At 68.4% G+C, this 26,428-nt stretch carries 25 protein-coding genes and 1 riboswitch; of the genes, 15 read left to right on the top strand and 10 right to left on the bottom strand.

Going from position 1 to position 26,428, the window contains the following annotated elements:
• Positions 1–58 precede the first annotated feature (58 nt).
• From RVF83_RS21540 to RVF83_RS21525, 4 genes are all read right to left on the bottom strand, one after another.
• Positions 59–1,681, bottom strand: a complete 1,623-nt coding sequence (locus RVF83_RS21540) for a cytochrome b (protein WP_005200125.1) — start codon at positions 1,679–1,681, stop codon at positions 59–61.
• Positions 1,678–2,835, bottom strand: coding sequence for a ubiquinol-cytochrome c reductase iron-sulfur subunit (locus tag RVF83_RS21535; protein WP_005200124.1), 1,158 nt, complete (start codon positions 2,833–2,835; stop codon positions 1,678–1,680). Before RVF83_RS21535 ends, RVF83_RS21540 begins: the two co-directional genes overlap by 4 nt.
• Positions 2,832–3,683, bottom strand: coding sequence for a c-type cytochrome (locus RVF83_RS21530; protein ID WP_005200123.1), 852 nt, complete (start codon positions 3,681–3,683; stop codon positions 2,832–2,834). Before RVF83_RS21530 ends, RVF83_RS21535 begins: the two co-directional genes overlap by 4 nt.
• 114 nt (positions 3,684–3,797) lie before the next feature.
• Positions 3,798–4,409: a cytochrome c oxidase subunit 3 gene (locus tag RVF83_RS21525; RefSeq protein ID WP_005200122.1), complete on the bottom strand. Its 612-nt coding sequence runs from the start codon at positions 4,407–4,409 to the stop codon at positions 3,798–3,800.
• Between the two features lie 169 nt (positions 4,410–4,578).
• Between RVF83_RS21525 and RVF83_RS21520 the strand changes: the two genes are divergently transcribed.
• Together RVF83_RS21520 and trpD are read left to right on the top strand one after the other, a co-directional pair.
• Entirely contained in the window at positions 4,579–5,076 is a 498-nt protein-coding gene (locus RVF83_RS21520) for a hypothetical protein (protein WP_005200121.1), read from the top strand.
• Between the two features lie 11 nt (positions 5,077–5,087).
• Positions 5,088–6,164: an anthranilate phosphoribosyltransferase gene (gene trpD / locus RVF83_RS21515; protein ID WP_005200120.1), complete on the top strand. Its 1,077-nt coding sequence runs from the start codon at positions 5,088–5,090 to the stop codon at positions 6,162–6,164.
• Here the strand turns inward: trpD and RVF83_RS21510 are convergent.
• Both RVF83_RS21510 and RVF83_RS21505 read right to left on the bottom strand, forming a co-directional pair.
• Positions 6,161–6,439 (bottom strand): Lrp/AsnC family transcriptional regulator, encoded by a 279-nt coding sequence (locus RVF83_RS21510; RefSeq protein ID WP_005200119.1) that lies wholly within the window; start codon positions 6,437–6,439, stop codon positions 6,161–6,163. The genes trpD and RVF83_RS21510 overlap by 4 nt on opposite strands.
• A complete protein-coding gene (locus RVF83_RS21505; RefSeq protein WP_039880984.1) occupies positions 6,436–8,301 on the bottom strand; it encodes a DEDD exonuclease domain-containing protein in 1,866 nt (621 codons plus the stop codon). The genes RVF83_RS21510 and RVF83_RS21505 overlap by 4 nt, the downstream gene beginning before the upstream one ends.
• 332 nt (positions 8,302–8,633) lie before the next feature.
• Here RVF83_RS21505 and RVF83_RS21500 point away from each other — a divergent pair, with 332 nt between their 5' ends.
• The 5 genes from RVF83_RS21500 (at position 8,634) to RVF83_RS21480 (ending at position 13,656) form a co-directional block, all read left to right on the top strand.
• Positions 8,634–8,864, top strand: coding sequence for a hypothetical protein (locus RVF83_RS21500; protein ID WP_247602376.1), 231 nt, complete (start codon positions 8,634–8,636; stop codon positions 8,862–8,864).
• 107 nt (positions 8,865–8,971) lie between these two features.
• Positions 8,972–9,202: riboswitch (cyclic di-AMP (ydaO/yuaA leader) on the top strand.
• Between the two features lie 17 nt (positions 9,203–9,219).
• Positions 9,220–9,903: a C40 family peptidase gene (locus tag RVF83_RS21495; protein ID WP_005200117.1), complete on the top strand. Its 684-nt coding sequence runs from the start codon at positions 9,220–9,222 to the stop codon at positions 9,901–9,903.
• A gap of 136 nt (positions 9,904–10,039) precedes the next feature.
• Entirely contained in the window at positions 10,040–11,119 is a 1,080-nt protein-coding gene (locus RVF83_RS21490) for a C40 family peptidase (RefSeq protein ID WP_005200116.1), read from the top strand.
• Positions 11,120–11,128: 9 nt separating this feature from the next.
• Positions 11,129–12,532 (top strand): hypothetical protein, encoded by a 1,404-nt coding sequence (locus RVF83_RS21485; RefSeq protein WP_039880982.1) that lies wholly within the window; start codon positions 11,129–11,131, stop codon positions 12,530–12,532.
• Complete coding sequence (locus RVF83_RS21480; protein WP_005200114.1) at positions 12,532–13,656, top strand: glycosyltransferase family 4 protein; 1,125 nt, start codon at positions 12,532–12,534, stop codon at positions 13,654–13,656. The genes RVF83_RS21485 and RVF83_RS21480 overlap by 1 nt, the downstream gene beginning before the upstream one ends.
• 260 nt (positions 13,657–13,916) lie before the next feature.
• Here the strand turns inward: RVF83_RS21480 and RVF83_RS21475 are convergent, their stop codons facing one another.
• Complete coding sequence (locus RVF83_RS21475; protein WP_005200113.1) at positions 13,917–14,864, bottom strand: NADP-dependent oxidoreductase; 948 nt, start codon at positions 14,862–14,864, stop codon at positions 13,917–13,919.
• A gap of 116 nt (positions 14,865–14,980) precedes the next feature.
• Positions 14,981–16,789, bottom strand: coding sequence for an AMP-dependent synthetase/ligase (locus tag RVF83_RS21470; protein ID WP_039880980.1), 1,809 nt, complete (start codon positions 16,787–16,789; stop codon positions 14,981–14,983).
• Positions 16,790–16,897: 108 nt separating this feature from the next.
• On the opposite strand from RVF83_RS21470, the gene RVF83_RS21465 reads away from it, so the two are divergent.
• The 6 genes from RVF83_RS21465 (at position 16,898) to RVF83_RS21440 (ending at position 21,458) form a co-directional block, all read left to right on the top strand.
• A complete protein-coding gene (locus RVF83_RS21465; protein WP_005200111.1) occupies positions 16,898–17,341 on the top strand; it encodes a hypothetical protein in 444 nt (147 codons plus the stop codon).
• A complete protein-coding gene (locus RVF83_RS21460) occupies positions 17,341–17,778 on the top strand; it encodes an SRPBCC family protein (protein WP_005200110.1) in 438 nt (145 codons plus the stop codon). The genes RVF83_RS21465 and RVF83_RS21460 overlap by 1 nt, the downstream gene beginning before the upstream one ends.
• A 20-nt stretch (positions 17,779–17,798) precedes the next feature.
• Positions 17,799–18,992 carry an ArsA-related P-loop ATPase gene (locus RVF83_RS21455; protein ID WP_005200109.1) on the top strand — a complete coding sequence of 398 codons (1,194 nt, stop codon included), beginning with the start codon at positions 17,799–17,801 and terminating at the stop codon, positions 18,990–18,992.
• Between the two features lie 178 nt (positions 18,993–19,170).
• Entirely contained in the window at positions 19,171–19,605 is a 435-nt protein-coding gene (locus RVF83_RS21450; RefSeq protein WP_005200108.1) for a hypothetical protein, read from the top strand.
• Positions 19,605–20,609, top strand: coding sequence for an ROK family protein (locus tag RVF83_RS21445; protein ID WP_005200107.1), 1,005 nt, complete (start codon positions 19,605–19,607; stop codon positions 20,607–20,609). The genes RVF83_RS21450 and RVF83_RS21445 overlap by 1 nt, the downstream gene beginning before the upstream one ends.
• A gap of 138 nt (positions 20,610–20,747) precedes the next feature.
• Complete coding sequence (locus tag RVF83_RS21440; protein ID WP_005200106.1) at positions 20,748–21,458, top strand: lysophospholipid acyltransferase family protein; 711 nt, start codon at positions 20,748–20,750, stop codon at positions 21,456–21,458.
• A 19-nt stretch (positions 21,459–21,477) separates the two neighbouring features.
• Here RVF83_RS21440 and RVF83_RS21435 read toward each other — a convergent pair whose 3' ends face one another.
• Positions 21,478–23,070, bottom strand: coding sequence for a glycosyltransferase 87 family protein (locus tag RVF83_RS21435; protein WP_005200105.1), 1,593 nt, complete (start codon positions 23,068–23,070; stop codon positions 21,478–21,480).
• Positions 23,071–23,204: 134 nt separating this feature from the next.
• On the opposite strand from RVF83_RS21435, the gene RVF83_RS21430 reads away from it, so the two are divergent.
• On the top strand, positions 23,205–23,699 hold the full coding sequence (locus RVF83_RS21430) for a polyadenylate-specific 3'-exoribonuclease AS (protein WP_005200104.1): 495 nt from the start codon (positions 23,205–23,207) through the stop codon (positions 23,697–23,699).
• Positions 23,700–23,740: 41 nt separating this feature from the next.
• Complete coding sequence (locus tag RVF83_RS21425; RefSeq protein WP_005200103.1) at positions 23,741–25,138, top strand: class II 3-deoxy-7-phosphoheptulonate synthase; 1,398 nt, start codon at positions 23,741–23,743, stop codon at positions 25,136–25,138.
• 2 nt (positions 25,139–25,140) lie between these two features.
• On the opposite strand, the gene RVF83_RS21420 is transcribed toward RVF83_RS21425, so the two are convergent.
• Positions 25,141–26,391 carry a protein kinase domain-containing protein gene (locus tag RVF83_RS21420; protein ID WP_005200102.1) on the bottom strand — a complete coding sequence of 417 codons (1,251 nt, stop codon included), beginning with the start codon at positions 26,389–26,391 and terminating at the stop codon, positions 25,141–25,143.
• Between the last annotated feature and the right edge of the window lie 37 nt (positions 26,392–26,428).

The raw sequence follows: 26,428 nt of genomic DNA, 5'->3' as shown, positions 1-26,428 counted from the left end.
AGAAAGCGGGCCGTCGTGCACCAGTTGGTGCGCGACGACCCGCTTCTGTTGTGTGGAACTACTCGCCGAGGGGGTTGCCACCCTTGGCCTGGAGCTCGCGGAGAGCCCTGCGCTCGGCGGCTTCGAGCTCGTGCTCGGCCTCGACGTGGCGCAGCTGCTCCTCCGGCGGGTCCGCGGTCAGGATCGAACCCGTACCCGGGGCACCCGCGGAGCCGAGCTTGTTCATCCGCTTCGGCAGTGCGACACCCTCGTACGGGAGCGGGATCGGGTGACCGTGGCTGTCCACCGGGCCGAGCGGTTGGTGCAGCTCGATGTACTCACCCTGCGGCAGACGCTTGATGATGCCGGTCTCGATGCCGTGTGCCAGGACCTCACGGTCGCTGCGCTGCAGCGAGATCGCCCAGCGGTAGGCGATGAAGTACACCACCGGCGGCAGGATGATCAGACCGATACGGCCGATCCACGTCGTCGCGTTCAGCGAGATGTGGAACTTGAACGCGATGATGTCGTTCATGCAGGCCAGCGTGAGCAGGATGTAGAACGAGAACGCCATCGCACCGATCGCCGTGCGCACCGGGGTGTCACGCGGGCGCTGCAGCAGGTTGTGGTGAGCGTCGTCTCCGGTGAGCTTCTTCTCGATCCACGGGTACGCGAACATCAGACCGAACATGATCGTGATGATCAGGACGACCCAGTTGGACATCACCACGGTGTAGTTGCCCAGGTAGAGCTCCCATGCCGGGAACAGACGGATCAGACCGTCGGTCCATTGCATGTAGATGTCCGGCTGCGATCCCGCCGACACCTGCGCCGGGTTGTACGGGCCGATGTTCCAGACCGGGTTGATCTGGAAGATGCCCGCCATGACGGCCAGGACACCGGTGACGAAGGCGAACATCGCGCCGCCCTTGGCCGCGAATACCGGCATGATGCGCACGCCGACGACGTTCTTCTCGGTGCGGCCGGGGCCGGGGAACTGCGTGTGCTTCTGGTACCAGACCAGCGCCAGGTGGGCGCCGATCAGGGCCAGGATGATGCCCGGGAAGAGCAGGATGTGCAGCACGTAGAGGCGCGGAATGATGATGTCGCCGGGGAAGTCCCCACCGAACAGCGCCCAGTGGATCCAGGTGCCCACGACCGGGATGCCGAGGACGATGCCACTCATGGCGGCGCGGACGCCGGTACCCGAGAGCAGGTCGTCGGGGAGCGAGTAGCCGAAGAAGCCCTCGAACATCGCCAGCACCAGCAGGAGGCAGCCGATGATCCAGTTGGCCTCACGCGGGCGGCGGAACGCACCGGTGAAGAAGATGCGCGCCATGTGGATGATGATCGACGCCGCGAACAGCAGGGCTGCCCAGTGATGGATCTGGCGGACGAACAGACCGCCGCGGACCTCGAAGGAGAGATCCAGCGTGGTCTCGTACGCCTTGGTCATCATGACGCCGTTGAGCGGCTGGTAGGCGCCGTCGTAGACGACGTGCGTCATCGACGGATCGAAGAACAGCGAGAGGTAGACGCCCGAGATCAGCAGGATGATGAAGCTGTAGAGCGCGATCTCACCCAGCATGAACGACCAATGGGTGGGGAACACCTTGTTGATCTGGCGACGCATACCTGCGGCGAGGTGATACCGCGAATCCACCTCTTCGGCCTGTGTGCCGAGCTTTTCGGCGATGCTCATGACTTACGCTCCCAGAATGCCGGGCCGACGGGCTCGATGAAGTCGCCTGCCGCAACGAGGTAACCCTCATTGTTCACCGTGATCGGCAGCTGTGCCAGAGCGCGGGCGGCCGGTCCGAAGATCGGCTTGGCGTACTCGAGCGCGTCGAACTGCGACTGGTGGCAGGGACACAGGATGCGATTGCTCCGCTGCTCGTACAGCGATGCGGGGCAACCGAGGTGGCTGCAGACCTTGGTGAAGGCGAAGTAGTCACCGTAGTTGAAGCTCTCCTGGCCCTGACGCTTGATGGCGCGGGCCGCGTCCTCGGGACGCAGACGGATGAGCATGACCGGGTTGCGGACCTCGTGCAGGCTCTCCATCAACGCGTGACGGGAGTGCTCAGTTTCGCCGAAGCCGTTGGAACGGCGCCACGGGAACACGGTCTCCATGCCGCCGGCGTCGAGATCCTCGGGGCGGACCAGGGCGACCTGGTACGGGTTGCCCGTGTCGCGACGCAGGTAGATGGTCTCGTTCGGGTCTTCCTTCGAGTTGTAGATCGGCGACCAGCCCGAGTGCCACAGGGGAGCATTCTCCCGCTCGGCCCACGGGTTCTTGATGAAGCCACCGAGGAAGGCCACGAGTCCGGTCAGCGCGAACGCGCCCAGACCGAAACCGGCCGAACCGATGATCATCTTGCGACGACCCAGGGTCGAGGTGGTGCCGGTGTCCTGGAGGAGTCCGACGATCGTCTTCTTGTCGACCTCGGACGAACCGCCGTCGTGGCGATCCTGGACGGAGATCTCAGCCGGGATGAACTTCTTGGTGATCAGGATCAGCGCGACGCCGATGGCCAGCACCGAGAGACCGAACGTGGCGCCGAGGAGCGGCGTGTTGAACGTGTACCACCAGTAGTTCGGGTCGTCCGGAAGGGCGAACTCCCAATGATTGAACAGGAAGATGCCCAGGCAGGCGAGCGCGGAGATGCCGGCGATCGTGAACCAGATCGCGACCTGCCGCTCGGCGCGCTTCTCGACCTTCGTGCCCGGTTCGGCGTACCGCGGGGCCCGATGGATGATCTCGACACCGTCGAGATTGGTACCGAGTTTGACGAGTTCCTCGGTGCTCATCTGATCGAGTTCGTCCCTCGACGGGACGTCCTTGTCACTGCCGCTCATGCTCGAGATCCCATCCACATGGCGCCTGCGACGATGGCGACGACGCCGACAAACCACATCACCATGCCCTCACTGACCGGCCCGAAGCCGCCCAGTCCGAGTCCGCCGCTGGGCTGGGCCTCGGTCACGTACTTGACGTAGGCGATGATGTCTTTCTTTTCATCCGGATCCAGCTGCCGGTTCGAGAACTTGGGCATGTTCTGCGGGCCGGTCAGCATCGCGGTGTAGATCTGTGCCTCGTCGACGCCGTCGAGGACGGGTGCGTACTTACCCGAGGACAGGGCGCCGCCACGACCGGTGAAGTTGTGGCACGACGCGCAGTTGAGGCGGAACAGCTCACTGCCTCGACCGATGCTGTCGCCGCGGAGCGAACTCGAGGCGACGTCGCCGTTGGCGTCGCGCGGGACCTGCGGTCCGCCGCCCTCGGCCTGGATGAAGGCGCCGAGCTGATCGATCTGCTCGGTGGTGAACTTGGCCGGCTTGCGCTGCGCCTGTGCCTCACCACGGGCGGCCGGCATACGGCCGGTCGACACCTGGAAGTACACGGCGGCATCGCCGACGCCGAGCAGTGCGGGACCACGGTCGGGCACACCCTGCAGGTTCGCGCCGTGACAGGTGATGCACGAGGTCTCGTAGAGCTTGCGACCGTCGTTGATCATCGCGGCGTTGCTCTCGTCCGCCACCGCGACCTGGGGGTCCGGGGTCAGAACCGAGGCGAGCACACCGGCCATGACCAGACCGGCCAGGAGCACGATGGTGCCGCTTGCGCGTCGACGGAGCTTGCGTCGGGCCTTGGCGCGGCGGGCGTCGGTGCCGCTATCCGACGGTCGCGGTGGAGATGAACTCATCTGTGACTCTCTACTAAGCGGGACGGACTGTTTGTTAGAGCGATTCGCGCTGTGTGTTCGACAGGCGGGGTGCGCTCTGCGGGGCTGGCCGCGGAGTGCGCGGGGTCGCCGGCGTCATCGGATGAAGTAGATCGTGACGAACAGTCCGATCCAGACGATGTCGACGAAATGCCAGTAGTAGGAGACAACGATTGCGGCGGTTGCCTGCGCCGGGGTGAACTTCGAGAGCTTCGTGCGGATGAGGAGGTAGACGAATGCCACCAGACCGCCGATGACGTGCAGGCCGTGGAAGCCGGTCGTCATGTAGAAGACGGAACCGTATGCACTCGACGACAGCGTCGTGCCCGTGTGCACCAGGTGGTAGTACTCGTACGCCTGGCCGCATACGAAGAACGTGCCCATGGCCAGCGTGATGACGTACCAGCGGCGGAGGCCGAAGACGTCACCCCGCTCGGCGGCGAACACGCCCATCTGGCAGGTCACCGAGGACAGAATCAGCACCGTCGTCACCGGTATGGCGAGGGCGAGATTCAGCTCGGTTGGCTCCATGGGCCAGCCGACAGCGGAGTTGGCCCGGGCGACGAAGTACATCGCGAAGAGGCCAGCGAAGAACATGAGCTCACTGGACAGCCAGACGATCGTGCCGACGCTGACCATGTTGGGACGGTTCAGCGAATGGACGCGCGAGGTGATGGCTGTTCCTGAGGTACCTACGGCGCTTGTCACAAGTGAAGTATGACGGTTCGTAGTAAGCGGTGGCCACCCGGGTCGGATATTGGTGGCAGGTTTTTGTCCCGCTGCAGGTCGGGGGCCTCGTGATGTCGACTTCGGCGTGTCCGCAGACGCTGTTCGACGGGTGTGTTCACGTCCTTCTCGCGATGACTACGGTGAGTTCATGTCGACTTCGGATTCCTCCGGTCCACGCGACCTCAACGGGCGGGTCGTCGCCCGGGGTCGACTGGCGCGTCTGCGATCCCGGCTGCGGGGCGGTGGCGGCGCCGGTCCGCTGGGCCTCACCGACGAGGTGGTGGTCGTCGCCGGCTCGGATGACGACGCGATCGCCTCGTCGACGGCCCTGGAAGCATCGTCGTGGCGGGCAGGAGAAGAGGTCGTCCTGCGTCACGATCTGGAGGTACCCGCGGATCGGCTCGCCGACGCCGCCGCGGTGGCCGCCCTCGACGGCTACGAGGTGGTCGACGACGAGCGCTGGGGGTCGCTGCCGCATGCCGTCGACGACCGGTTCGAGGTGCTCGTCCTGGCGCGTGTCCAGTTGCTCGACGCCATGCATCTGTCGCAGGAACGGTCACGGATGGCGAGTCTGGGCTCGCGCCACGACGGAATCGCACGCCGGTGGTCTGTACTGCAACGTCCGTCGGACGGGGCGGGGCACTAGGCTCTCTGCGTGTGAGTACCGCACAGTCTGCCTTCACCTGGCCGCAGATCCTCGGCAAGATCACCGATCGCATCGACCTCTCCGCCGAAGAGGCGGGCTGGGCGATGAACGAGATCATGACCGACAGCGCCAGCGGCGCCCAGATCGCCGCCTTCGGCGTCGGCGTGAAGATGAAGGGCGCGGCGCCCGGCGAGCTCGTCGGCCTGGCGCAGGCGATGCTCGATCACGCGACCCTCGTCGAGGTGAGCCGCCCGGCGGTCGATGTGGTCGGTACCGGCGGCGACCGGTCACACACCGTCAACATCTCCACGATGACCTCGATCGTGATCGCGGCAGCAGGTATCGCGGTCGTGAAGCACGGCAACCGGGCGGCGTCGTCGAAGAGTGGCGGTGCCGACGTGCTCGAGGCGCTCGGGGTGGACATCACCCTGTCGGCAGACGCGGTGGCGCAGTGTGTGGACGAGCTCGGTATCGGGTTCTGCTTCGCGCCGGTGTTCCACCCGGCCTTCCGGTTCACCGGCCCGCCGCGGAAGGAGATCGGCATCCCGACCGTGTTCAACGTGCTCGGACCGCTGACCAACCCGGCGCGCCCCAAAGCCGGCCTCATCGGCTGCGCCTTCGCCGATCTCGCCCCAGTTCTGGCCAGCGCGTTCGCCGATCGCGGCGGTTCGGCTCTGGTGGTGCGCGGCGACGACGGCCTCGACGAACTCACCACGACCACCACCTCGACGGTGTGGCAGGTCGTCGGCGGTCAGGTGTCCCAGATCCGCATCGACCCGGCCGATCTCGGCATCGCCCGCGTCCAGCTGTCCGCACTGCAGGGCGGCGACGCGGTCGCCAACGCCGCCATCGCTCGCGAATTGTTCTCGGGCACAACAGGTCCCGTGCGCGATGCGGTTTTGCTGAACTCCGCGGGCGCGATCGTGGCGTTCGAACAGCAGGGTCCGATGACGTCGGCCGAGCTGACCGAGGCACTCGGCGCAGCGAAGGATCGGGCCGCCGACGCCATCGACTCGGGTGCGGCGGCGACGCTGCTCGACCGCTGGGCGGCGCTGAGCACCCAGCTGGGATCGGCAGCTCGCGGCTAGTTCTCGCCGATGGAGAAGCCACCCTCGACGTCCGAGCTGGAGTAGCTGCGGAACGCGATGTGGGTGGCGGACTTGAGCACGCCGGGCAGTCGATTGATCTGCCCGGTCACCACCGACGCGATGTGCTCGTGGTCGCGGACGCGGATCTTCGCGATGAGGTCGACGTCACCCGCGCAGGAGTACACCTCTTCGACGCCGGCGATGTCGGCCACGGCCTGAGCGGTCTCCGGGATCTGGTGGATGTCGGCCTGGATGAGGACGATGGCAGTGATCATGGCGCAAGCCTAGTGGCCACCAGCTCACGGATCGGCGAGCGCGGCGCGGCTCGTGGCGTCCGGTGCATCACCGCGCGGGCGTCGGAGCGGGCATCCCGCGCGGATTGCGACCAGCCGCGCCGGCGTTCGGCGCATCCTGCCGGGAGCGCCACCGGGTCGGTGGTGGACACGATCCGGGCCCCGGGTTCGGTCATCCACCGGTAGATCAGCGCCACCTCCTCCGGCGGTGCCCCGCGCAACGGCCCGGGCTCGGGGATGACGGTCTCGGCCGCAGCGACGAGGGCGTCGACGACCGGCATGGGGGAGACGCCTCGCCGGGCGCGCCCGGCCGCCGCGAGCCGTCCGTGGCGGACGACGGCGAGATGCCAGCCGCGTTCGTCGTCGGGGCGGGCGATGACGATCTCGGCGATCGCACACAGCGCGGCCAGCCGCTGACACCGCGCGAGGGCGTCGATGGTCAACGCGAGCCGGTCGCGGTGGCGTGCCGCAGTCTCGAACATCTGGGCCTCCGAGAGGTCGGCGAGGCGTGCGGTGAGGTCGTCGAGGAGGTCGTCGGCCTCGCCGCGCATCAGCCGGCGGGCCGCGGTCACGCGCGGTAGGTAATCCGGGACGGTCTGCGGCTGTTCCGCGGCGGCGTGGCATCCGCCGGGCTGGCGGACACCGTCGGCCGTTGGGCACCAGTGGTAACCGGTGGCCCCGAGCCGCTTGGTGCACGTACGGAGTCCGGCGGCCGCGGCGATCACGTCGGCCACCGTCGCCGCGTTGTTGCGGTTGCCCACCGGACCGATGGACTCGTCCGTGGGCGTGCGGCTCACCTTGAGGCGGGGGAAACGCTCCTCGGTGAGAGTCACCCACCATCCCTTGTGGGGCTGCGTCGAACGCCGGTTGTAGGCCGGTGCGTGCGCGGCGAGCAGCCGGAGTTCGCGGACGGCCGCCTCGAGGGCGTGGGAACACTCGACGACGTCGACGCGCTCGGCCAGCAGGACCATCTCGGCGATACGGCGTCGGGGGTCGCTGCCGGAGAAGTAGGAACGGACGCGGCGTCGGAGGTCCACCGCGGTGCCGACATAGAGGACCTCGTTCGACGGCCCGCGAAAGAGGTAGACGCCCGGTCGCGCGGGTACGCGGTCGGCCATCTGCCGTTTGGCCCGCAAACGGGGGTCGGTGCGGGGCAGATAAGAGGTGAGTTCCCCGACCGTCGAGATTCCCTGGTTCCCGACCCGTTCGAGGAGACGGTGGAAGACCTCGACAGTGGCGCGGGCGTCGTCCAGGGCGCGGTGGGTGGGACGGACCGACACGTCGAAGAGGTCTGCGAGGGCGCTGAGCTTGACCGTGGGCGCCTCGTCGCGCGGCAGGATGCGCCGGGCCATCGTCACGGTGCAGAGGCTCAGGCTGAACGGCCAGTCCAGATGGAGCCGGAGGGCGTTCTGTCGCAGGAACCCCATGTCGAAGCGAGCGTTGTGCGCGACCAGGATCGAACCGCGGGCGAATTCGAGGAACGCCGGCAGTACGGACTCGATCCGGGGCGCATCGGTGACCATCGCCGTCGTGATCCCCGTGAGCGTGACGATCTGCGGCGGGATGGGCCGGCCCGGATCCACGAGGGTGGCGAACTCGCCGATCACCTCGCCGCCGCGGATCTTCACCGCGCCGATCTCGGTGATGCGGTCGTGCGCGGGATTCGAACCAGTCGTCTCGAGGTCGACGACGACGAGGGTGGTGTCGAACAGGGCCCGATCGCTGAACTCGCTCGACATGGCGTCGTCGCCGTTGGCCTGGTCCGCGGCTTCGAGGTCGGCGAAGGTCAGTTGTCCCGTGGTCACCTGTCCTGCGGCTGCACCGCCACCATCCCTGAGCGTCACGAGGCGAACATTAGTTCGATGCACCGACACGGGGGATGTGACACCCCGATCTATCGTTCCGTTTCGATCCGGGAGTGCGGCAGGGACGTTCGCCGACGTCGTCTGTTACTCGTGTGACGGATGTTTCGAACAGTGTGCGAACGAGTTTGTCGGTGGTGCCCCCTAGTCTCCACCTCGAAGTGAGAGATCGACGCCGACGGCGGCGAATCCACCCGCCGTGACCCGCACGATCCGGAGTTCAAACGCCTCCGACGGCCAGATGAGATGGAGATCACACGATGCACGTTGATTGCGCGACCTGCCCGGCCCGCCCCGTCGCCTGTGACGGGTGCATGATGACGGTACTTTTCGGTGGCCCGAACTGGGACGATGCACCTGCCGAAGGTGGAGCTTCGGTAACGGTGCAGGCCCTCGACGACGATGCGGAACTGGACCTCGCGATCGATGTTCTCCAGTCGGCTGCAATGATCACCAGTGCCGCTGCACGATCTGCAAGAACCGCGAAAACCGCACGTCAGATCCCCTTTCGGGTGGTCTCCTCGACAGAGCTCCGCGCAGGCTGAGAATCGGCGGCGAATTGCGTGTCCGTTGCCTAGTGGACACAGCGCCGACGATTTCGTAACCTTTCTGAGACCTTTGCGGAGCGTCCCGCTTCAACAGAAGTGGTCCGCACAAGTCGCCGCTCAATCGCCCTCGCGGGCGAACCGGGGAACCACATACTTCGGGCAGCGTGGCCTGGCCTGTCACAACCGACATGACCAGCCGGAACTGTCCCGATCGGGGTGAATCGCGTCAACGCGCAAACGTGTCCTCCTGGGATACGCCTGTGCCGAAAACGCGTAGGGCCACTCTTCCGGCCCGAACCCGACAGCTAACCCGGTCGGCGGTACAGGGAGAAACTGAAGGAGAACTCGCTTCGTGCCCAAACATCGTTTGGAACAGCCCAATCGTGGGAGCAAGGTTGCCAAGAAGGCGGTGATCGCTGGATCGATCACGCTCGGTTCGCTCGCCGCCGCGGCCGGACCTGCCCTTGCAGCCCCGGTCCACACCCCGCTCGGTACCTTCGAGATCCCGGCTCTGCCCGGTGAGCAGAAGGCCCCGGAAGCGGCCCCCGCACCCAAGCCCGTCGCGAAGAAGTCGCCGGCTGCCACGGTCGAGATCCCCAACGTCGGCCAGTTCACCATCCCGGGTATCGGCCAGAACCAGATCCCGCAGCAGTTCCGCCCGCACGGTGGCGCTCCCCTCGGGCAGCCGCAGTTGACCGCCGGCCAGAAGGCCGTCAAGGCTGCGGAGAGCAAGATCGGCTCGCCGTACTCTTACGGTTCGGCCGGCCCCAACGCCTTCGACTGCTCGGGTCTCGTCTACTGGTCCTACAAGCAGGCCGGCAAGACCATCCCCCGTGACAGCTACGGCCAGCTCGGTGGCGGTCGCGCGGTCTCCTACAGCGAGGCCAAGCCCGGCGACGTGATGATCTTTAACGGTGGCGGCCATGCCGGCATCTACGTCGGAAACGGACAGTTCGTCCACTCCTCGACCTACGGCACGCCCGTGAAGCGTGACGCCGTCAAGGAATGGCAGCTCACCGGAATCCGGCGGTACTGATTCCAACTGAACACGAGCATCAGGAGAGGGCGGGTCGCGAGCTTTGTGCGATCCGCCCGATCCAGTCCTGGGGGCCACCGGGGGAACTCAGGGTGGTCCGCGGGGAGGAACGAAGCGGTAGAGGAGTGACTGGACCGTGCTTTCCGGGGAGGGACTAGTGAACGCGACGCGTCGGCGCGCTCGATCGGGCCCGATGGTGCTCGCCTTGTGCCTGCTGGCGGCGATCGTGACGGCCGTCCCGCTGACGACCGGCGTCGCCGGGCAGGCCCAGGCCGCGCCCGCGCGATCGGCCGACCAGCTACTCGATCGCTACAAGCAGCTCGGTACCGAGGCCGAGAAGACCACCGAGGCGATGCACAACGCCAAGATCGAGTACGACAAGCAACGCTCGATCGTCACCCAGGCGAAGCGGGCCGCCGCCGACGCCCAGCGCAAACTCGACATCAGCCGTGAACAGCTGGCCTCCTACCAGGCCAGGGTCGACGCCATCGTCCGCGCCAGCTACCAGGGTGCCCGTGTCAGCGGGCTCTACGCGGTGATGGTCAGTGACTCGCCGCAGGCACTGCTCGATCAGATGTCCGGACTCGACATGATCTCGCGGCAGGCGGCATCCGACCTGACCGCCATCAAGAAGGTCCGCGCCCGCACCGCGGCCGCCAAGAAGGACGCCGACCAGACCGCGCTCGCCGCGTCAGAGGCCGTCTCGCGCGCCGAACGGGTCCGCGGAGACCTCCAGACCAAGCAGGCCGACCTGCAGATGCAGGCGATCCAGATCCGCGCGATCTACCAGTCGATGACCGGTAAGCAGCTGGCCGCCCTGCGCGGCCCGAAGTTCGACTTCGATCCGCGGATCGTCCCCAAGGGCACCGCCGCCGCGCTCGTCGCAGTCCAGGCCGCGCTCACGCGCATCGGCGATCCGTACGTCTGGGGCGCGACCGGTCCGAGCTCGTTCGACTGCTCGGGTCTGATGGTGTGGGCCTACAAGCAGGCCGGCAAGACCCTCCCGCGGTCGAGTGAGGCGCAGATGGCCGGCGGTCAGCCGGTGTCCCGCGAGGACCTCAAGCCCGGAGATCTGGTGATCTACTACCCGGACGCCCACCACGTCGGGATGTACGTCGGTGACGGATACGTCATCCACGCCTCGACCTTCGGTGTCCCGGTCAAGGTCGTCCCGCTCGACGAGGCCGGTCCGTTCAACTCCGGCCGACGGTTCTAGACTCCACTGGTGGTGTCACTCCGCGGGCGTTGGCGCCCGACGCTCGCGTCCGCGGTGGTCCTGTTCATCGGTGTGGCCGCCGGATGCGGCAGCCCGGAGCCGCCCACGACCGACGCGTCGATTTCCCGTGGCGCGTCCACGACGGCCTCGACCCCGGCCAACCCCTATGAACAGCAGCGCGCCGAGGGTGTGACGCGCCTGCTCGACGATCTCACCGGGACGATCACGTCCGGCAATCTGCAGAAGATCGGGTCGTTGCTCGACGATGCCGCGACCCCGGCCTTCGAGAGCCGCTGGGTCACCGCGGCCGAGAATTTCCGTTCCCGGCAGTTCGCCCGCGGCGACTCCGACGGCCGGTTGCAGTTCAAGAGTTTCCGCTACCAGCTGGCTCCCACGGAGGAGGCCGAGACGCTGGTGCCCGCCGACGTCCAGGGTCTCCTCGACGCGAACGGCAGCTCCGACGCCTGGGTGGCACCGGTGGAGCTGCGCTACGCCCTCGGCGGTGAACGCGCACCCGGTGTCGACGAACCCGAGATCGTGGTGACGACCCAGTTCGTGGTCGCCCGCTACGGTGACGAGTGGAAGCTCGTCGGCGACACCGCGGCACTCGGCGAGAAGCCGACCCCGACCCAGCTGTGGGAACTGCCCGGTCTGTCCGTCTCCGACGTCGCCACGGCCGGTGGGACGTCGGTGATCACCCGCTACCTCCGCACCAGCCCGGCGTCGGCGAACCTGCCCGAGCTGCTGCCCGACGCCGTCGACGCGGTGACCGCCTTCTGGGGGGACTCGTGGGACCGGCGCGCCGTGCTGGTGACCACCTCGGACCAGGAACAGTTCTCCGATCTCGTCACGCAGGATGGCGGCGTGATCGGTGCGGCGGCCGCGGCGACCGTCTACAGCCGGGTGGACTTCCCCCGGCGTACCGCCATCGGCCAGCGCGTGATCTTCACCCCGGCCGCCGACGACCTGGCCCCGCCGACACTCGACGTCGTTCTGCGTCACGAACTCACCCACGTCGCAGCCCGTGCGCAAACTGCTCTCGACGCCCCGCTCTGGATCACCGAGGGCGTGGCCGAATACGTCGGCCGCAAAGGCACCTACCGCCGTCTCGCCGACGCCGCACCCGATCTGACCGAGGCGGTCCGGGCGGGGAGAACTCCCACCGCGCTGCCGGACGATGCGGCCTTCGCGATGGACGGGCAGACCTCGCAGCTGGCCTACCAGAGCGCATGGTCGATGGCCGCCTACGTCGCGGATCGCTACGGCGAGGCGCGACTGAAGAGGTTCTATCTCGGGGTCGCGGCGACCGCCGATCCGGCTCGCCAGGACGCTGCGATCCGGGCCGCACTCGGAGTCAGCCGCGACGAGCTCATCGCCGGATGGGGCCGATGGCTCGACGGGCAGGTCCGCTGATGGGACGAACCCTGTTGATCACCAACGACTTCCCGCCCCGGCCGGGCGGAATCCAGTCCTACCTGCAGAACCTGGTCGATCTGCTCCCGCCGGGGGACATCGTCGTCTATGCGCCGCGCTGGCGCGGCCGATCACACATCGACTTCGACGCCGAGGTTCCCTACCGGGTGTACCGCCATCGCACGACGCTGATGTTGCCGACCCCGTTCGTCGCCCGCCGTGCAGCGGAAATCGTTCGGCGCGAGCAGATATCGACCGTCTGGTTCGGTGCGGCCGCGCCGCTGGCCGTCCTCGCGCCCGCGATGCGGCGGGCCGGTGCACAACGCATCCTCGCGAGCACGCACGGTCACGAGGTCGGCTGGTCGATGCTCCCCGTCGCACGTCAGGTGCTGGGCCACATCGGTCGCCACACCGACGTCATCACCTTCGTCAGCCGGTACACCCGCGGTCGATTCGCGTCGGCCTTCGGTGCGCATGCGGCATTGGAATACCTGCCGCCCGGCGTCGACGTCGCGCGGTTCTCGCCCGATCCTGTTCTGCGGCAGAAGTTCCGGGACCGCCACAAACTGGGGGACCGGCCGACGATCCTGTGTCTGTCGCGCCTCGTCCCGCGCAAGGGGCAGGACGTGCTGATCCGTGCGCTGCCGCTGATCCGCCGGACGATCCCCGACGCGGTCCTCGTCATCGTCGGTGGAGGTCCATACGCCGAGAAGCTGCACGCACTGGCGACCCGGGCGGGTGTCGAGGACCAGGTGATCTTCACCGGATCGGTTCCGGCCGAGGAACTCTCGGCGTACCACAACATCGCCGACGTCTTCGCGATGCCGTCCCGCACGCGCGGGGGAGGGCTCGACGTCGAAGGCCTCGGGATCGTCTACCTCGAGGCGTCGGCCACGGGGGTGCCTGTCGTCGCCGGCCTGTCGGGCGGCGCGCCGGAGACGGTCGTCGAGGGCATCACCGGCACAACGGTCGACGGCACCGACGTCGATGCCGTCGCGATGGCCATCCTGTCGATCCTCGGTGACCGGGCAGCCGCCGCCGAGATGGGCGCCGCCGGACGACGTTTCGTCGTCGACAACTGGCAGTGGAGTCAGATGGCCGCCCGGTTGCGGCAGTTGCTCTGAGGCTCTGAGCCTCTCGCGGCTGAAATGCGCCCCTGAGAAGCGCCCCCGGTTTCCGCCCGGCGTCGAAATGCGCCCCTGGGAAGCGCCCTCCGTAGCGCTGCGGGCGACATATCGCTCGCGGCGCCGCGCTAGAGGGAGGATCGCAGGGGTGCTTTTCAGTCTGGGGCCGATCCAAGGCGCGGATCTCAGGGGCGCTTTTCGGGGCGGGGCGCAAGTCAGGGGCGGTTTCAGTCGATCGACGCCCGGGCGGCGTGTGCCGCCTACGCCTCAGCCGACACCCGCACGACGATCTTCCCCCGCACGTGCCCGGACTGGCTGCGTTCGTGGGCGGCGGAGGCGTCAGGCAGGTCGAAGACCTGGGCGATCTCCGGCTCGAGGTCGCCGGCGTCACCGAGTCGGGCGAGTTCGGCGAGATCTGCGGAGTCGGGTCGGACCCATACGTACTCGCCGCCGAACTCGTCGCGCGCCCGGGCATCGATGATCGAGGCCACCGTGCCGCCGGCGCGGAGTACGTCTGGCACCGAGTCGATCGCGTCACCGCCGACGTAGTCGAGGACGACATCGACGCCGTCGGGCACGAGCTCGCGCACCCGGTCGGCCAGGCCGTCGCCGTAGGTGGTGGGCTCGGCGCCGAGACCCCGTAGGTAGTCGTGATTGGACTCGGAAGCGGTGCCGATGACCCGCGCGCCCAGCGACCGCGCGATCTGGACCGCGAACGATCCGACGCCGCCCGCAGCGGCATGTACGAGCACCGTGTGGCCCGACGTCACGCCTGCCCGTCGAATGGTCTGGTACGCCGTCAGTCCGGCGAGCGGAACGGCAGCGGCCTCCTCGAACGACCAGGCGGCCGGCTTGTGGGCGAGTGTTCGGACCGGTGCGGAGACCAGATCGGCGAAGGTACCCCCGGCGACCTCGCCGCCGACGAGGTCCTTACGGACGTAACCGAACACCTCGTCGCCGACCCGGAACTCGGGCGTGTCCAGGCCGACCTGTTCGACGACGCCCGCGACATCCCAACCGGGCACCACCGGGAAGACGGTGTCCAGGACCTCGGCGAGGTGACCTTGCCGGATCTTCCAGTCCACCGGGTTCACACTCGACGCGCGCACTCGGACCAGGACGGAGTCGGGGCCGACCTTGGGGGTGGGGAGGTCGGTGATCTCCAGGACATCGGGGCCGCCGAAGCGGCTGTAGGTGATAGCTCGCATGATGGCACCAACGGGTGCCCGGACGCATTGATTCCATGACCCGACCGCGGGTGCCGGGTATCGAACGCCCCGACACCGGAGTCAGAACGCCGCCGCCGGGAGGGCGGCGGCGCGTCTCATCGCTGGTAGATCGCCTCGATGTCGTCGGAGAACTTCTCGACGACCACGTTGCGCTTGACCTTGAGTGTCGGCGTCATCTCGCCGGTCTCCTCGGTGAAGTCCGACGGCAGGATGCGGAACTTCTTGATCGCCTCGGCGCTCGACACGGTCTTGTTGGCGGAGTCGATGGCTGACTGGACCTCGGCGCGGAGGTCGGCGTCGTCGATGAGGTCGGCGACCGAGGCCGACTCCGGCTTGTTGTTGCGTTCCTTCCACGCCGGGAAGACCTCCGGGTCCACGGTGATGAGCGCGGCCACGAACGGCTTCGCATCGCCGACGACCATCGCCTGCGAGATCAGGGCGTGGGCACGGATGACGTCCTCGAGACCGGCGGGGGAGACGTTCTTGCCGCCCGCGGTCACGATGAGTTCCTTCTTGCGGCCGGTGATCGTGATGAAACCGTCGGCGTCGACGGTGCCGAGGTCGCCGGTGTGGAACCAGCCGTCGACGATCGCGCCCGCGGTCGCCTCCGGGTTCTGCCAGTACTCTTTGAACACGACGCCGCCCTTGAGCAGGATCTCGCCGTCCTCGCCGAGGCGGACGGAGTTGCCCGACAACGGCTTTCCGACGGTGCCGATCTTCCAGGCCGACGGGGTGTTCACGCTGAACGCGGCCGTCGTCTCGGTCAGGCCGTAGCCCTCGAACACGGGGATGCCGACACCGGAGAAGAAGTGGCCCAGACGTGCACCCAGCGGACCGCCACCGGAGATCGCCATCCCGCACTCGCCGCCCAGGGCCGTACGGAGCTTCTTGTAGACCAGCGCGTCGAACAGCGCGTGCTTGAGCTTGAGGACCAGACCGATCTGGCCCTTCTCACGCCCCTCCGAGTACGCGACCGCGGTGTCGGCGGCGGCGTCGAAGATCTTGCCCTTGCCGCCGTCGTAGGCCTTCTGACGTGCGGAGTTGTAGACCTTCTCGAACACGCGCGGCACCGAGAGGATGAGAGACGGCTTGAAGACCGCGAACTCGTCGACGAGGGTCGAGATGTCGCTGGTGTGTCCGACCTCGGCTCCGGCCTCGATCGCTACGAGGGTGATCGCACGGGCCAGCACATGTGCCAGCGGCAGGAACATCAGGAGGCGCTTCTCGTCGCGCCCGATGAGGTCGTCGAGTAGGTCACCGGCGAGCACCGCGCGTACCTCGGACAGCATGTTCGAGTGGGTCAGCTCGCATCCCTTGGGGCGTCCGGTGGTGCCCGAGGTGTAGATCAGGGTGGCGGGATCGGCGGCCCCGAGGGTCGCGCGGCGCTTGCCGACCTCGTCGTCGTGGACGTCGGCGCCGGCGGACACCAGTTCGTCGACGGCACCGGGTGCGTCGGCTCGGTCGATCTGGAAGACCTTGACCGGCTCGGTGAGCGAGTCGATGGACTCGAAGGCGGCGCGGTGGGCGTCGTCCTCGAGCACGATCGCGACGGCGCCGGAATCGCGCATGATCCATTCGATCTGGCTTGCCGACGACGAGTCGTAGATCGGCACGGTGATCGCGCCGGCCGACCAGATCGCGAAGTCGAAGAGGTTCCACTCGAGGCGGGTGCGCGACAGCAGTGCCACGCGGTCGCCGGGGTTGACGCCGGAGGCGATCAGGCCCTTGGCGATCGACGAGATGCGTGCTGCGGCATCGGCGGCCGTGATGGGAGCCCACGTGTCGCCCTGCTTGTGGCGGAACACGACGTGCTGCGGTGATCGCTGAGCCAGATCGAAGATGATGTTCGTGCAGTTCTCGTCTTCGGCGATCGAGAACTTCGCAGGCACGCTGTACTCACTCATCGTGGTTACCCTCCAGTAGATGCCGTTGTGCAAATCGTATCCCTGCTGTAAATCGGCACGTTCACGGCACCGCCCTTCGGGTGCACTACCCTGCGTCGACGCGAGTATGTGAAGCTAGTGGGCGTGACGAGCATCCAGGTGGCCGACGAGGTCTTCGTCGCCGCGGCACCACGCCTGGCCGCTGCCGTGATCGGCGACCCCGCCAACTGGCGGCGATGGTGGCCCGACCTGCGTCTGGCGGTCACCGAAGACCGTGCGGAGCAAGGTGTCCGGTGGCGTGTCGACGGGCCGGTGGCCGGGACGATGGAGATCTGGAACGAGGCGGTCCTCGACGGCTTCGTCCTGCACTACTTCCTCCACGCGGAACCGACCCGCGCCCTGCCCGGTGAGCGGGGGGACGACCCGGTCGCCCGGGCCGACGCGCTGGCCGAGGAGAACAAGCGACGTCGCGTGGCGGGCAAGGACATGTCCTTCGAGGTGAAGCGTCTCCTCGAGGCGGACCGGCACGTGGGCGGCCCCGCGGCGGGGGCCGAGACCGCGGAGGCCGTGTGATGGCCGACCACACCGAACGCGACATCGTCATCGGCGCCGACGCCGAGGACATCCTCGCCGTCATCTCCGATTTCGCGCACTACCCGGACTGGGTCACCGCGGCACACGAGGTCGAGGTGCTGCGCACCGACGACGCGGGACGGGCACTCGAGGTGCGTTTCGTTCTCGACGCGGGTGTCCTGCAGGACACGTATGTACTTGCCTACGAATGGGATCCGCAGGGAACCTCGGTCTCGTGGCGGCTGGTCTCCAGCGATCTGCAGAAGGATCAGCGCGGCCGCTACATCTTGACCCAGCAGGTGCCCGGCTCCACCAAGGTCACCTATGAGCTCATGGTGGATCTGCAGGTGCCGATGATCGGTCAGCTCAAACGCCGTGCCGAGAAGGCGATCACCGATGCCGCGCTGAACGACCTGAAGAAGAGGGTCGAAGGCTGATCGATCTCACACCCATACATGTGGTGCTCGGTCCGGGAGGCTCCGGTGTCTCCGCTGTCGCTGCCGCGGCGGCCTCCCAGCGGCCCAGCACGCCTCGGGATTCGCGTCAGGCCGTCACCCGGCCCGAGCAGCACACCCTGCTCATCACCGTCGACCGCTGGTCGCCGGTGCACGACTGGGCCCGCGTCTACCGGCAGCCCGGTGAGCCGGTGGCGGTCTCGAAGTTCCTCCACCTGCTGACCCTCGACCGCCTGGATCTGACCGAGCGCACCTGGTCGGCGTTCATCGACGTCCTCGAACACACCGCGGGTCGCAGCAAGGCCGTCCTTCCCGGGGTGGGGACCCTCTCCGGCATCGACGCCGCGGAGCTCACCTCGCTCCCGGGTATCGACGACTTCCTGCTGCTGCGGCGCATCCGCGACGAGGCGACGAGCGGTCGGTGGCAGCGGATCATCGTCGACCTCTCGGGGTGCGGCGACCCGCTGCAGTTCCTGCGCGGGGGATCGGTGCTCAGTCAGGCGCTCAATCGCTTCTGGCCGCGGCACCGACGCCTCGCGACGGCGTCCGAGCGGCCGGTGATGGCCCCACTGACCGCTGCCGTCGACGCCATCGACCGCGACTGTGCCGATGTCGCAGAGCTGTTCTCCGACGCGCACGCGGTGGCGGTCCACCTCGTCCTCGGTGCCGACGACCGTGCCCGCCGCCTCGCGGAGCACTATGTCGCCGGTGCCGACGTCATGGGGCTGCCGCTGGCGTCGGTCCAGGTGAACCGTGGCGTGGGTTCGGAGTCGCCGGAGGACCTCGCCGCACACATCGAGGGGATGCTCGACGGTCCCGGCGGCAGCCGCGGTGTGCCGGTGGCCCTGGTCGAGCGGTCCGCGGAGACGATCGATCGCATGGCACGGCTGCGTAAGCTCGCGGTTCGGCTGCCCGATCCGCACGGCGTCGCGCGCGGTTCGGCCGCGTCGGTCGTGGAGACCGTGGCCGGCACGGAGACCGCCTTCCGGTTGTCGTGGCCGCAGCGCCTGCCCGAACCCGATTCGCTCGCACTCGGCCGCAGCGGCGACGACCTGCTGGTGACGATCTCCGGTTTCCGCCATCCGGTGCGTCTGCCGTCGGTGTTGCGCCGGTGCATCGTGGTCGACGCGGCGTGGGAGGACGGGCGGCTGACCGTCGGCTTCGTGCCCGACCCCGCGGTCTGGCCGCGCCGGTAGCCGGCCACGCACGGCCACCGGGTACGTTCGAAGACCGCGTAGCTCGTGGCGACCACAGACTCGTGGATCACACGGTCGGCGACCACACGGTACGGTGCTGGGACGCCCGCCCACCGGTGGTGACGGGTGACAGCGGCACGAGGCCTCCGGGTACCAGCGGCGAGGGGAGAGAACGCGAATGGGCACGGACGAGGGGACGTCACGGGGTGACGGGCCCGGTCGTGACGACCGTGGCGCTGCACAGGGCGATCCGGTCCGGGACCTGCTTCTCGGGTTGGCCAATCAGATCGACGCGCTGGCGGCACTCTTCGCCGGTGGTCGTCAGGAAGCGACCGCCGCGGCCTCCGGCTATGCCGCCGCATTCGGCGCCGACGGACCCGTCGGCCATGCGCTGGCAGGCGCGTCGGGCGAGATCGGTTCGCTGTTGAGCGAGATCGGTGACCTCGTCGCTCGGCTCCTCGCAGCGGTCATCGCCGTCCTCGAGGCCATCGCCGAGGCATTGCGGTCGGCCCCCAGCACGATTTCCGAACCCCGGCACTATGAGCCGATCGCGGTCCGGATCGGCAGTTCCCGACGCTTCGACGCACACACCGGGTCCGACGAGGAGCAGTGATGGGTGAGCTGACGATCGGGATCGACATCGGCGGCACGAGCGTGCGGGCATCGGTGGTCGACGACCGCGGCACGATGCTCGACACCCTGCGCGCCCAGACCCCGTCGACGGTGGAGGCCCTCGAACACTGCCTGGACCGCCTCGTCGGCGAGCTGATCTCGCGCTGGGACGCGAAGGCCGTCGGGCTCGCGATCGCCGGCTTCCTCACCACCGACCGCAGCATCGTCCGGTTCGCACCCCATCTGCCATGGCGTGAGGCCCCGGTGGCCGAGGACATGACCCGACGCGTCGGCATCCCGGTGTTCGCCGAACACGACGCCAACGCGGCAGCAGTCGCGGAGGTGCGGTTCGGTGCCGCCGCCCGCGGGCACAACACTGTGGTGCTGGCCATCGGGACCGGCATCGGCGCCGGGTTCGTCATCGACGGTGAGATCTACCGCGGGAGCTACGGCGTCGCGCCGGAACTCGGACATCTCACGATCGTCCCCGACGGGCGCGCCTGCGCCTGCGGCAAACGCGGCTGCTGGGAACGGTATTGCAGCGGAACGGCATTGGTCGACACGGTGGTCGAGCTGCTCGCCGACGGTGCACCCCTGAACGGCGACTGGGGACGCAGCCAGCTCGCCGCCGACGTGGCCGCCGATCCCGGTTCTCTGACCGGACGCCGGGTCGCCGGGGCGGCCGCCGACGGCGACGCCGTGGCCCTGGCGGCCTTTGCCCGGTTCGCGACGTCCCTGGGACAGGGGCTGGCGATGATCGCCGACATCTTCGACCCCGACCTGATCGTCCTGGCCGGTGGCGTCGGCGCGGCGTCGAGCCTGTTCCTCGACGAGGCCCGCGAACACTACGCCCGGCAGGTCACCGGTGCCGGTCACCGCCAGCTCGCCCGCATCCGCGGCACCCAGCTCGGCGAGACGGCCGGTGTCGTCGGCGCGGCTGAGGTTGCGCGCCAAGGACTTCGGGCCGCGACGAGTCGATCGGCTCCGCCGTCGGCCGCCCGCTGACGAAACCGGGGACAGTCGGTACGGTCCGACGCAGGTATGGTCTTGATGTCGGGACCAAGGGGTGAGGGGTTCCGGCAGTGGGGGTCCGATGTCGACCGCGGCATCGGGTCGAGTAAGTGGCGCGGCGAGGAGAGTCTCATGTGGTACTGGGCGTTCAAGTACATCTTCCTGGGACCGATCCTCCGGGTTCTCGGACGCCCGACCATCGAGGGCCATGAGAACATCCCGACCGACGGGCCCGCGATCCTCGCGAGCAACCACCTGGCCGTGATGGACAGCTTCTTCCTCCCCCTGATGGTCGACCGCCGCATCTACTTCCTCGCCAAGAGCGAGTACTTCACCGGCACCGGACTCAAGGGTGCGTTCCAGCGGTGGTTCTTCACCGCGGTCGGGCAGATCCCCATCGACCGGTCGGGCGCTGCCGCCGCCGAGGGCGCCCTCACCGCAGCTCGCCGCCAGCTCGACAACGGCAAGCTGATGGGCATGTACCCGGAGGGCACCCGCTCTCCCGACGGCCGCCTGTACAAGGGCAAGACCGGACTCGCGCGCCTCGCCATGGACACCGGTGTGCCGGTCATACCGGTCGCCATGGTCGACACCCACAAGTTCAACCCGCCCGGGTCGGTCCTCCCGCGACCCACGAAGGTGACCGTCCGCATCGGTAAGCCCCTCGACTTCTCCCGTTTCGCGGGCATGGAGGGCAACCGCTACATCGAGCGTGCCGTCACCGACGAGATCATGTACGAGCTCATGCAGCTCTCCGGTCAGCAGTACGTCGACGTCTACGCCGCGAGCCTCAAGAACAAGGCCCCCGCAGTCGAGCCGCCGGCCGCCGACGCTGCTGCCTGAGAGCGTCGCCGGAGGAGTTCTAGCCCGCTTCGCCGACCTTTGCCTCGTCGAGGATGACGCACAGCTCGGGAATCCAGTCGCGATCTGCGGGGACGACGTGGTCGAGGTCGAGTCCGCGTAGTTCGTCGGCCGTGAACCACTGCATGTCGAGGTGTTCCAGCGCGGCCGGGGTGCCGGCGCGGAGCCGTGCCCGGTAGGCGTGCAGGACGAGGCCGCTGGGCAGGGTCACCGGCTTGCCGACGGCGTCGCCGGCCTCGACGTCGGCGCCGAGTTCCTCGCGAATCTCCCGGACGAGCGCGGCCGCGTGTGTCTCGCCGGATTCGACCCGGCCGCCGGGGAGTTCCCACTTGCCGGCGAGTTCGACCGGATGGGCGCGCTGGGCGAGCAGCACCCGACCGGCGTCGACGATGGCCGCGGCCACCACGTCCATCGGGAGGTCGTCCGCCGCGCCGGTCCCGCGGGCGGAACGGGTGGCGATCAGCCAACCCATCGTGACGAAGGTGGCGATCGTCCAGGCCGCGCCGAGTACGGCCACGACGGCGTCGGGAGGCACGGGGCCGTATTCCTCGAGTACGCGCAGGATCCATGGGATGCCGAGGCCGGCGACCACGAGCCACATGACGAGGATCGCGCGGGCACCGAGGCGCCGTGCGCCGGCGCCGTGGACCAGCCAGATACCCAGCGGGACGACCCAGACCCAATGGTGGACCCACGAGATGGGCGAGATCAGCAGACCGAAGAACTGCACGACGAGCAGGACGCCGAGGGCGTCGGAGACCGCGCGCCAGGTGAACACGACCGCCACGGTGGCGACCACGACGCCGAGGAACCAGATCCAGCCGGTGCCGACGTCGAATCCGACGAACCTCGACATCGTTCCGCGGAGACTCTGGTTGATGACCGCCTCGACGGGGCCGATGCGTTCCGCGTCGCCGAAGAGGGTGCCGTAGTAGGTCCGGGTGACCTCGGGGAAGAGCAGCAGACAGCCCAGGACGGTGAAGACGAAGGCGAACGCCGCCGACAGCGCGCCCCACGGCTTGCGGACGGCGAGGTACCAGAGGCCGGTGATGGCCGGGGTGAGCTTGATACCGGCCATCAGACCGATCAGCGCGCCGCCCGCGAGCACACCGCGTTCGCTCGGGGTCCCGTCGGCGCGGCGTGCCCAGGAGATCGCCAGCAGGGTGCCGAGCATGAGGAAGACGTTGATCTGGCCGTAGTCCAGGGTCACCCGGACCGGTTCGCACCAGATGGCCGGTGCGGTCCACAGCGCGGCGAGCGCGTGGACGTCGGTGGTGCGCCCGCAGAGTCGGAGCGAGAGGACCACGCACGCGTAGAGGGCGGCGAAGGTCGCGAGCTGCCACCCGATTGCCACGACGTCCCACGGGATCAGCGACAGGGGATAGAGGACCACCGCGGCGAACGGCGGATAGGTGAAGGGGAGCGCGAAGTCCGTCTCACCGGAATAGGTGAACAAATAGAGCGACCCGTCGGCGAGACCCGCCGAACCGTCGCGGTAAACGTGCAGGTCCACAAAGTTCCTGCCGTTCACGGTCAGCGTGTCCCAGACGAGCCGCGCGATGATCGACGCCGCCAGGAGAGCGGTCGCCAGCACAGACCTGGAGCGCACGAATTACCAGGGTAGCCAGCAAAGGACGGCAATGGCGAAACGTGACTCGTCCGGGCGCGTATCCGTGCCCACCTCGCCGCGCCTCGAGGCCGCCCGGGGCAGGTGTGAATACTGTCCCCATGCGGTTCTTCTACGACTCGGAGTTCATCGAAGACGGAAACACCATCGAGCTGGTCTCGATCGGGGTGGTCGGCGAGGACGGCCGTGAGTTCTATGCGGTGTCCACCGAGTTCGACCCCGGCCGCGCCGGTGACTGGGTCCGCGCCAACGTGCTGCCCAAGCTGCCGTCCCCGTCGTCGCCGGTCTGGAAGGACCGTCGACGAATCCGCGAGGACCTCCTCGAGTTCCTCACCGCGGACGGGACCGACATCGAACTGTGGGCGTGGATCGGTGCCTACGACCACGTGGTCATGTGCCAGATGTGGGGTCCGATGACCGCGCTGCCCCGTCCCATCCCGCGTTTCACCCGCGAACTCCGCCAGCACTGGGAGGCCGCCGGACGTCCCGCGCTCCCGCCGGCGCCGTCCGACGCCCATGACGCACTGAGCGACGCCCGGCACAACCTGCGGCGCTGGGAGGCGATCGAGAAGGCTCGTCTCGACCCGCGTGGCTGACCCCGCGTAAATCGCCGGGGAGCCTGCTTTACGCTGGAACAGTGGTGAACTGGACCGTAGACGTTCCTATCGACGAACTCCCCGAACTGCCGCCGCTTCCCGGTGGCCTCCAGGAGCGTTTCGACGACGCGATGAGCCGCCCCGCGCTGCAACAGCCGAGCTGGCCCGCCGAGGAAGCACGCAAGATCCGCACCGTCCTGGAGTCGGTGCCGCCGATCTGCATGCCTGCCGAGGTCCAGTCGCTGTCGTCGCAGCTGGCCGACGTCGCCGAGGGTCGCGCCTTCCTGCTGCAGGGCGGCGACTGCGCGGAGACTTTCGCCGACAACACCGAACCCCACATCAAGGCGAACATCCGGACGCTGCTGCAGATGGCCGTCGTCCTCACCTACGGCGCGAGCATGCCGGTGGTCAAGGTCGCGCGTATCGCCGGCCAGTACGCCAAGCCGCGGTCGTCGAACGTCGACGCCCTGGGTCTGCCGTCCTACCGCGGCGACATGGTCAACGGCTTCCCGGCCGACGAGGCCGTCCGCCAGCACGATCCCTCACGTCTGGTGCGGGCATACGCGAATGCCGCCGCGGCCATGAACCTGGTCCGGGCACTCACCCAGGCAGAAGCAGACCTGCATCGCGTCCACGACTGGAACCGCGAATTCGTGCGGACCTCGCCCGCGGGCGCCCGCTACGAGGCCCTGGCCTCCGAGATCGACCGCGGCCTGCGCTTCATGGACGCCTGCGGCGTCACCGACTCGAGCCTCCACTCGGCGTCGATCTTCGCCTCGCACGAGGCACTCGTCCTCGACTACGAGCGCGCCATGCTGCGCCTCGCCGACGCCCCGGACAGGGAATCGCAGGAGAAGGTCCTCTACGACCTGTCAGCGCACTTCCTGTGGATCGGAGAGCGCACCCGTCAGCTCGACGGCGCGCACATCGCGTTCGCCGAACTGATCAGCAACCCGATCGGTGTGAAGATCGGTCCGACGACGACGCCCGAGCAGGCCGTCGAGTACGTCGAGCGTCTCGACCCGCACAACGTCCCCGGCCGCCTGACCCTGGTGGCCCGGATGGGCAACGGCAAGGTGCGCGAGGTGCTCCCGGCGATCGTCGCCGCCGTCGAGGCGACCGGTCACAAGGTGATCTGGCAGTGCGACCCCATGCACGGCAACACCCACGAGGCGTCGACCGGCTTCAAGACGCGCCACTTCGACCGCATCGTCGACGAGGTGCAGGGCTTCTTCGAGGTCCACCGCGCACTCGGCAGCCACCCCGGTGGCGTGCACGTCGAGCTGACCGGTGAGGACGTCACCGAGTGTCTCGGTGGCGCTCAGGAGATCTCGGATCTCGACCTCGCCGGCCGCTACGAGACCGCCTGCGACCCGCGCCTCAACACCCAGCAGTCGCTGGAGCTCGCGTTCCTCGTCGCGGAGATGCTGCGCGGCTGAGGTCAGCCGATCGTGAGATAGGTGCTGCCGAACCAGAATCCGGCAGCACCGAGGCCCACGGCGAGCAGCAGCACCAGCAGGATCCACAGGACCGCGCCCAGACGCCCGCCCCCGACGAGTTCGGGTTCGAGCGGGTCCCGGTCGTGAGCGTCGACGACATCCCGGCGACGCGCGCCCGGTCGGTCCTCGCGCCCGCGTGCGGGTGCTGCAGCGCGATCATCCGCGTCGCCGACCCCGGCACCCGGGCGGATGGGTGCCGCGGGGGAGTCCGGCGACGACGATCCCGGCTCGTACGGTCCCGGTGCCGACTGGACCCGGGTGTCGTGACCGACCGGACCGGCTGCGCGGTAGCGCGACTTCATCTCTCGCTCACGGGACCGCTTCGGTGCGGGCACCGTGAACGGCGGGAGGTCGAGGTCGTCGGCGACCGCAAGAAGCGCCCGCTGCATCTCGAAGCCGTCGGCATATCGGTCGGCGGGGTTGCGTTCGGTCGCCCGCAGCACGATCTCGTCGAACTCCGCAGGGACACCGGCGATCACGTCGCCTGGAGCGGGGACGTCGTAGGTGAGTCGCTGGTAGGCCAGCGACAGCGGTGAGTCGCCGTGGAAAGGTGTTCGGCCGGTGAGCAATTCGAACATCATCACGCCCATGGAGTAGACGTCGCTGCGGGCGTCGGCGTGGGTGGACTCGACCTGTTCGGGGGACAGGTAGGCGGCGGTACCGAGGATGACGCTGGCCGAGGTGACCCCTGCTTCGGCGACGGCGCGCACGAGTCCGAAGTCGGCGACCTTGACCTCGCCGGCGTCGGAGATCAGCACGTTCTCGGGTTTGACGTCGCGGTGGACCAGGCCCGCGGCGTGTGCGGTCCCGAGGCCGCCGAGCACGGGTTCGGCAACGGCGACCACCGCGTGCGGCGGCATCGGGCCCCGTTCGCGGAGCAGTTCGCGCAGGCTCCCGCCGTCGACGAGTTCCATGACGAGGAAGGCGATGCCGTTGTCGATGCCCTGGTCGTAGACCGCGACGAGACCCGGATGCTTGAGGCCGGCGACCGCGCGCGCCTCGAACTCGAAGCGGCGCAGGAACTGCGGGTCGCCAGAGTACCGGGAGTCCATCACCTTGACCGCGACCTCACGCCCGAGCCGGAGGTCGACACCGAGGTAGACCGCCGACATGCCGCCCCGTGCGATGGGTGCGTCGATGCGGTACCGGTCCTCGAGGACGGTCCCGAGCATCGGGTCGACGGGGGCGTTCACCCCGCTGAATCTACCTGCAGGACCACGCCGTCGGGGT

Source organism: Gordonia rubripertincta (assembly GCF_038024875.1).
Lineage (GTDB): Bacteria > Actinomycetota > Actinomycetes > Mycobacteriales > Mycobacteriaceae > Gordonia > Gordonia rubripertincta.
The sequence above is the reverse complement of the archived record's forward strand: the minus strand, read 5'-3'. Positions and strand labels throughout refer to the sequence as shown.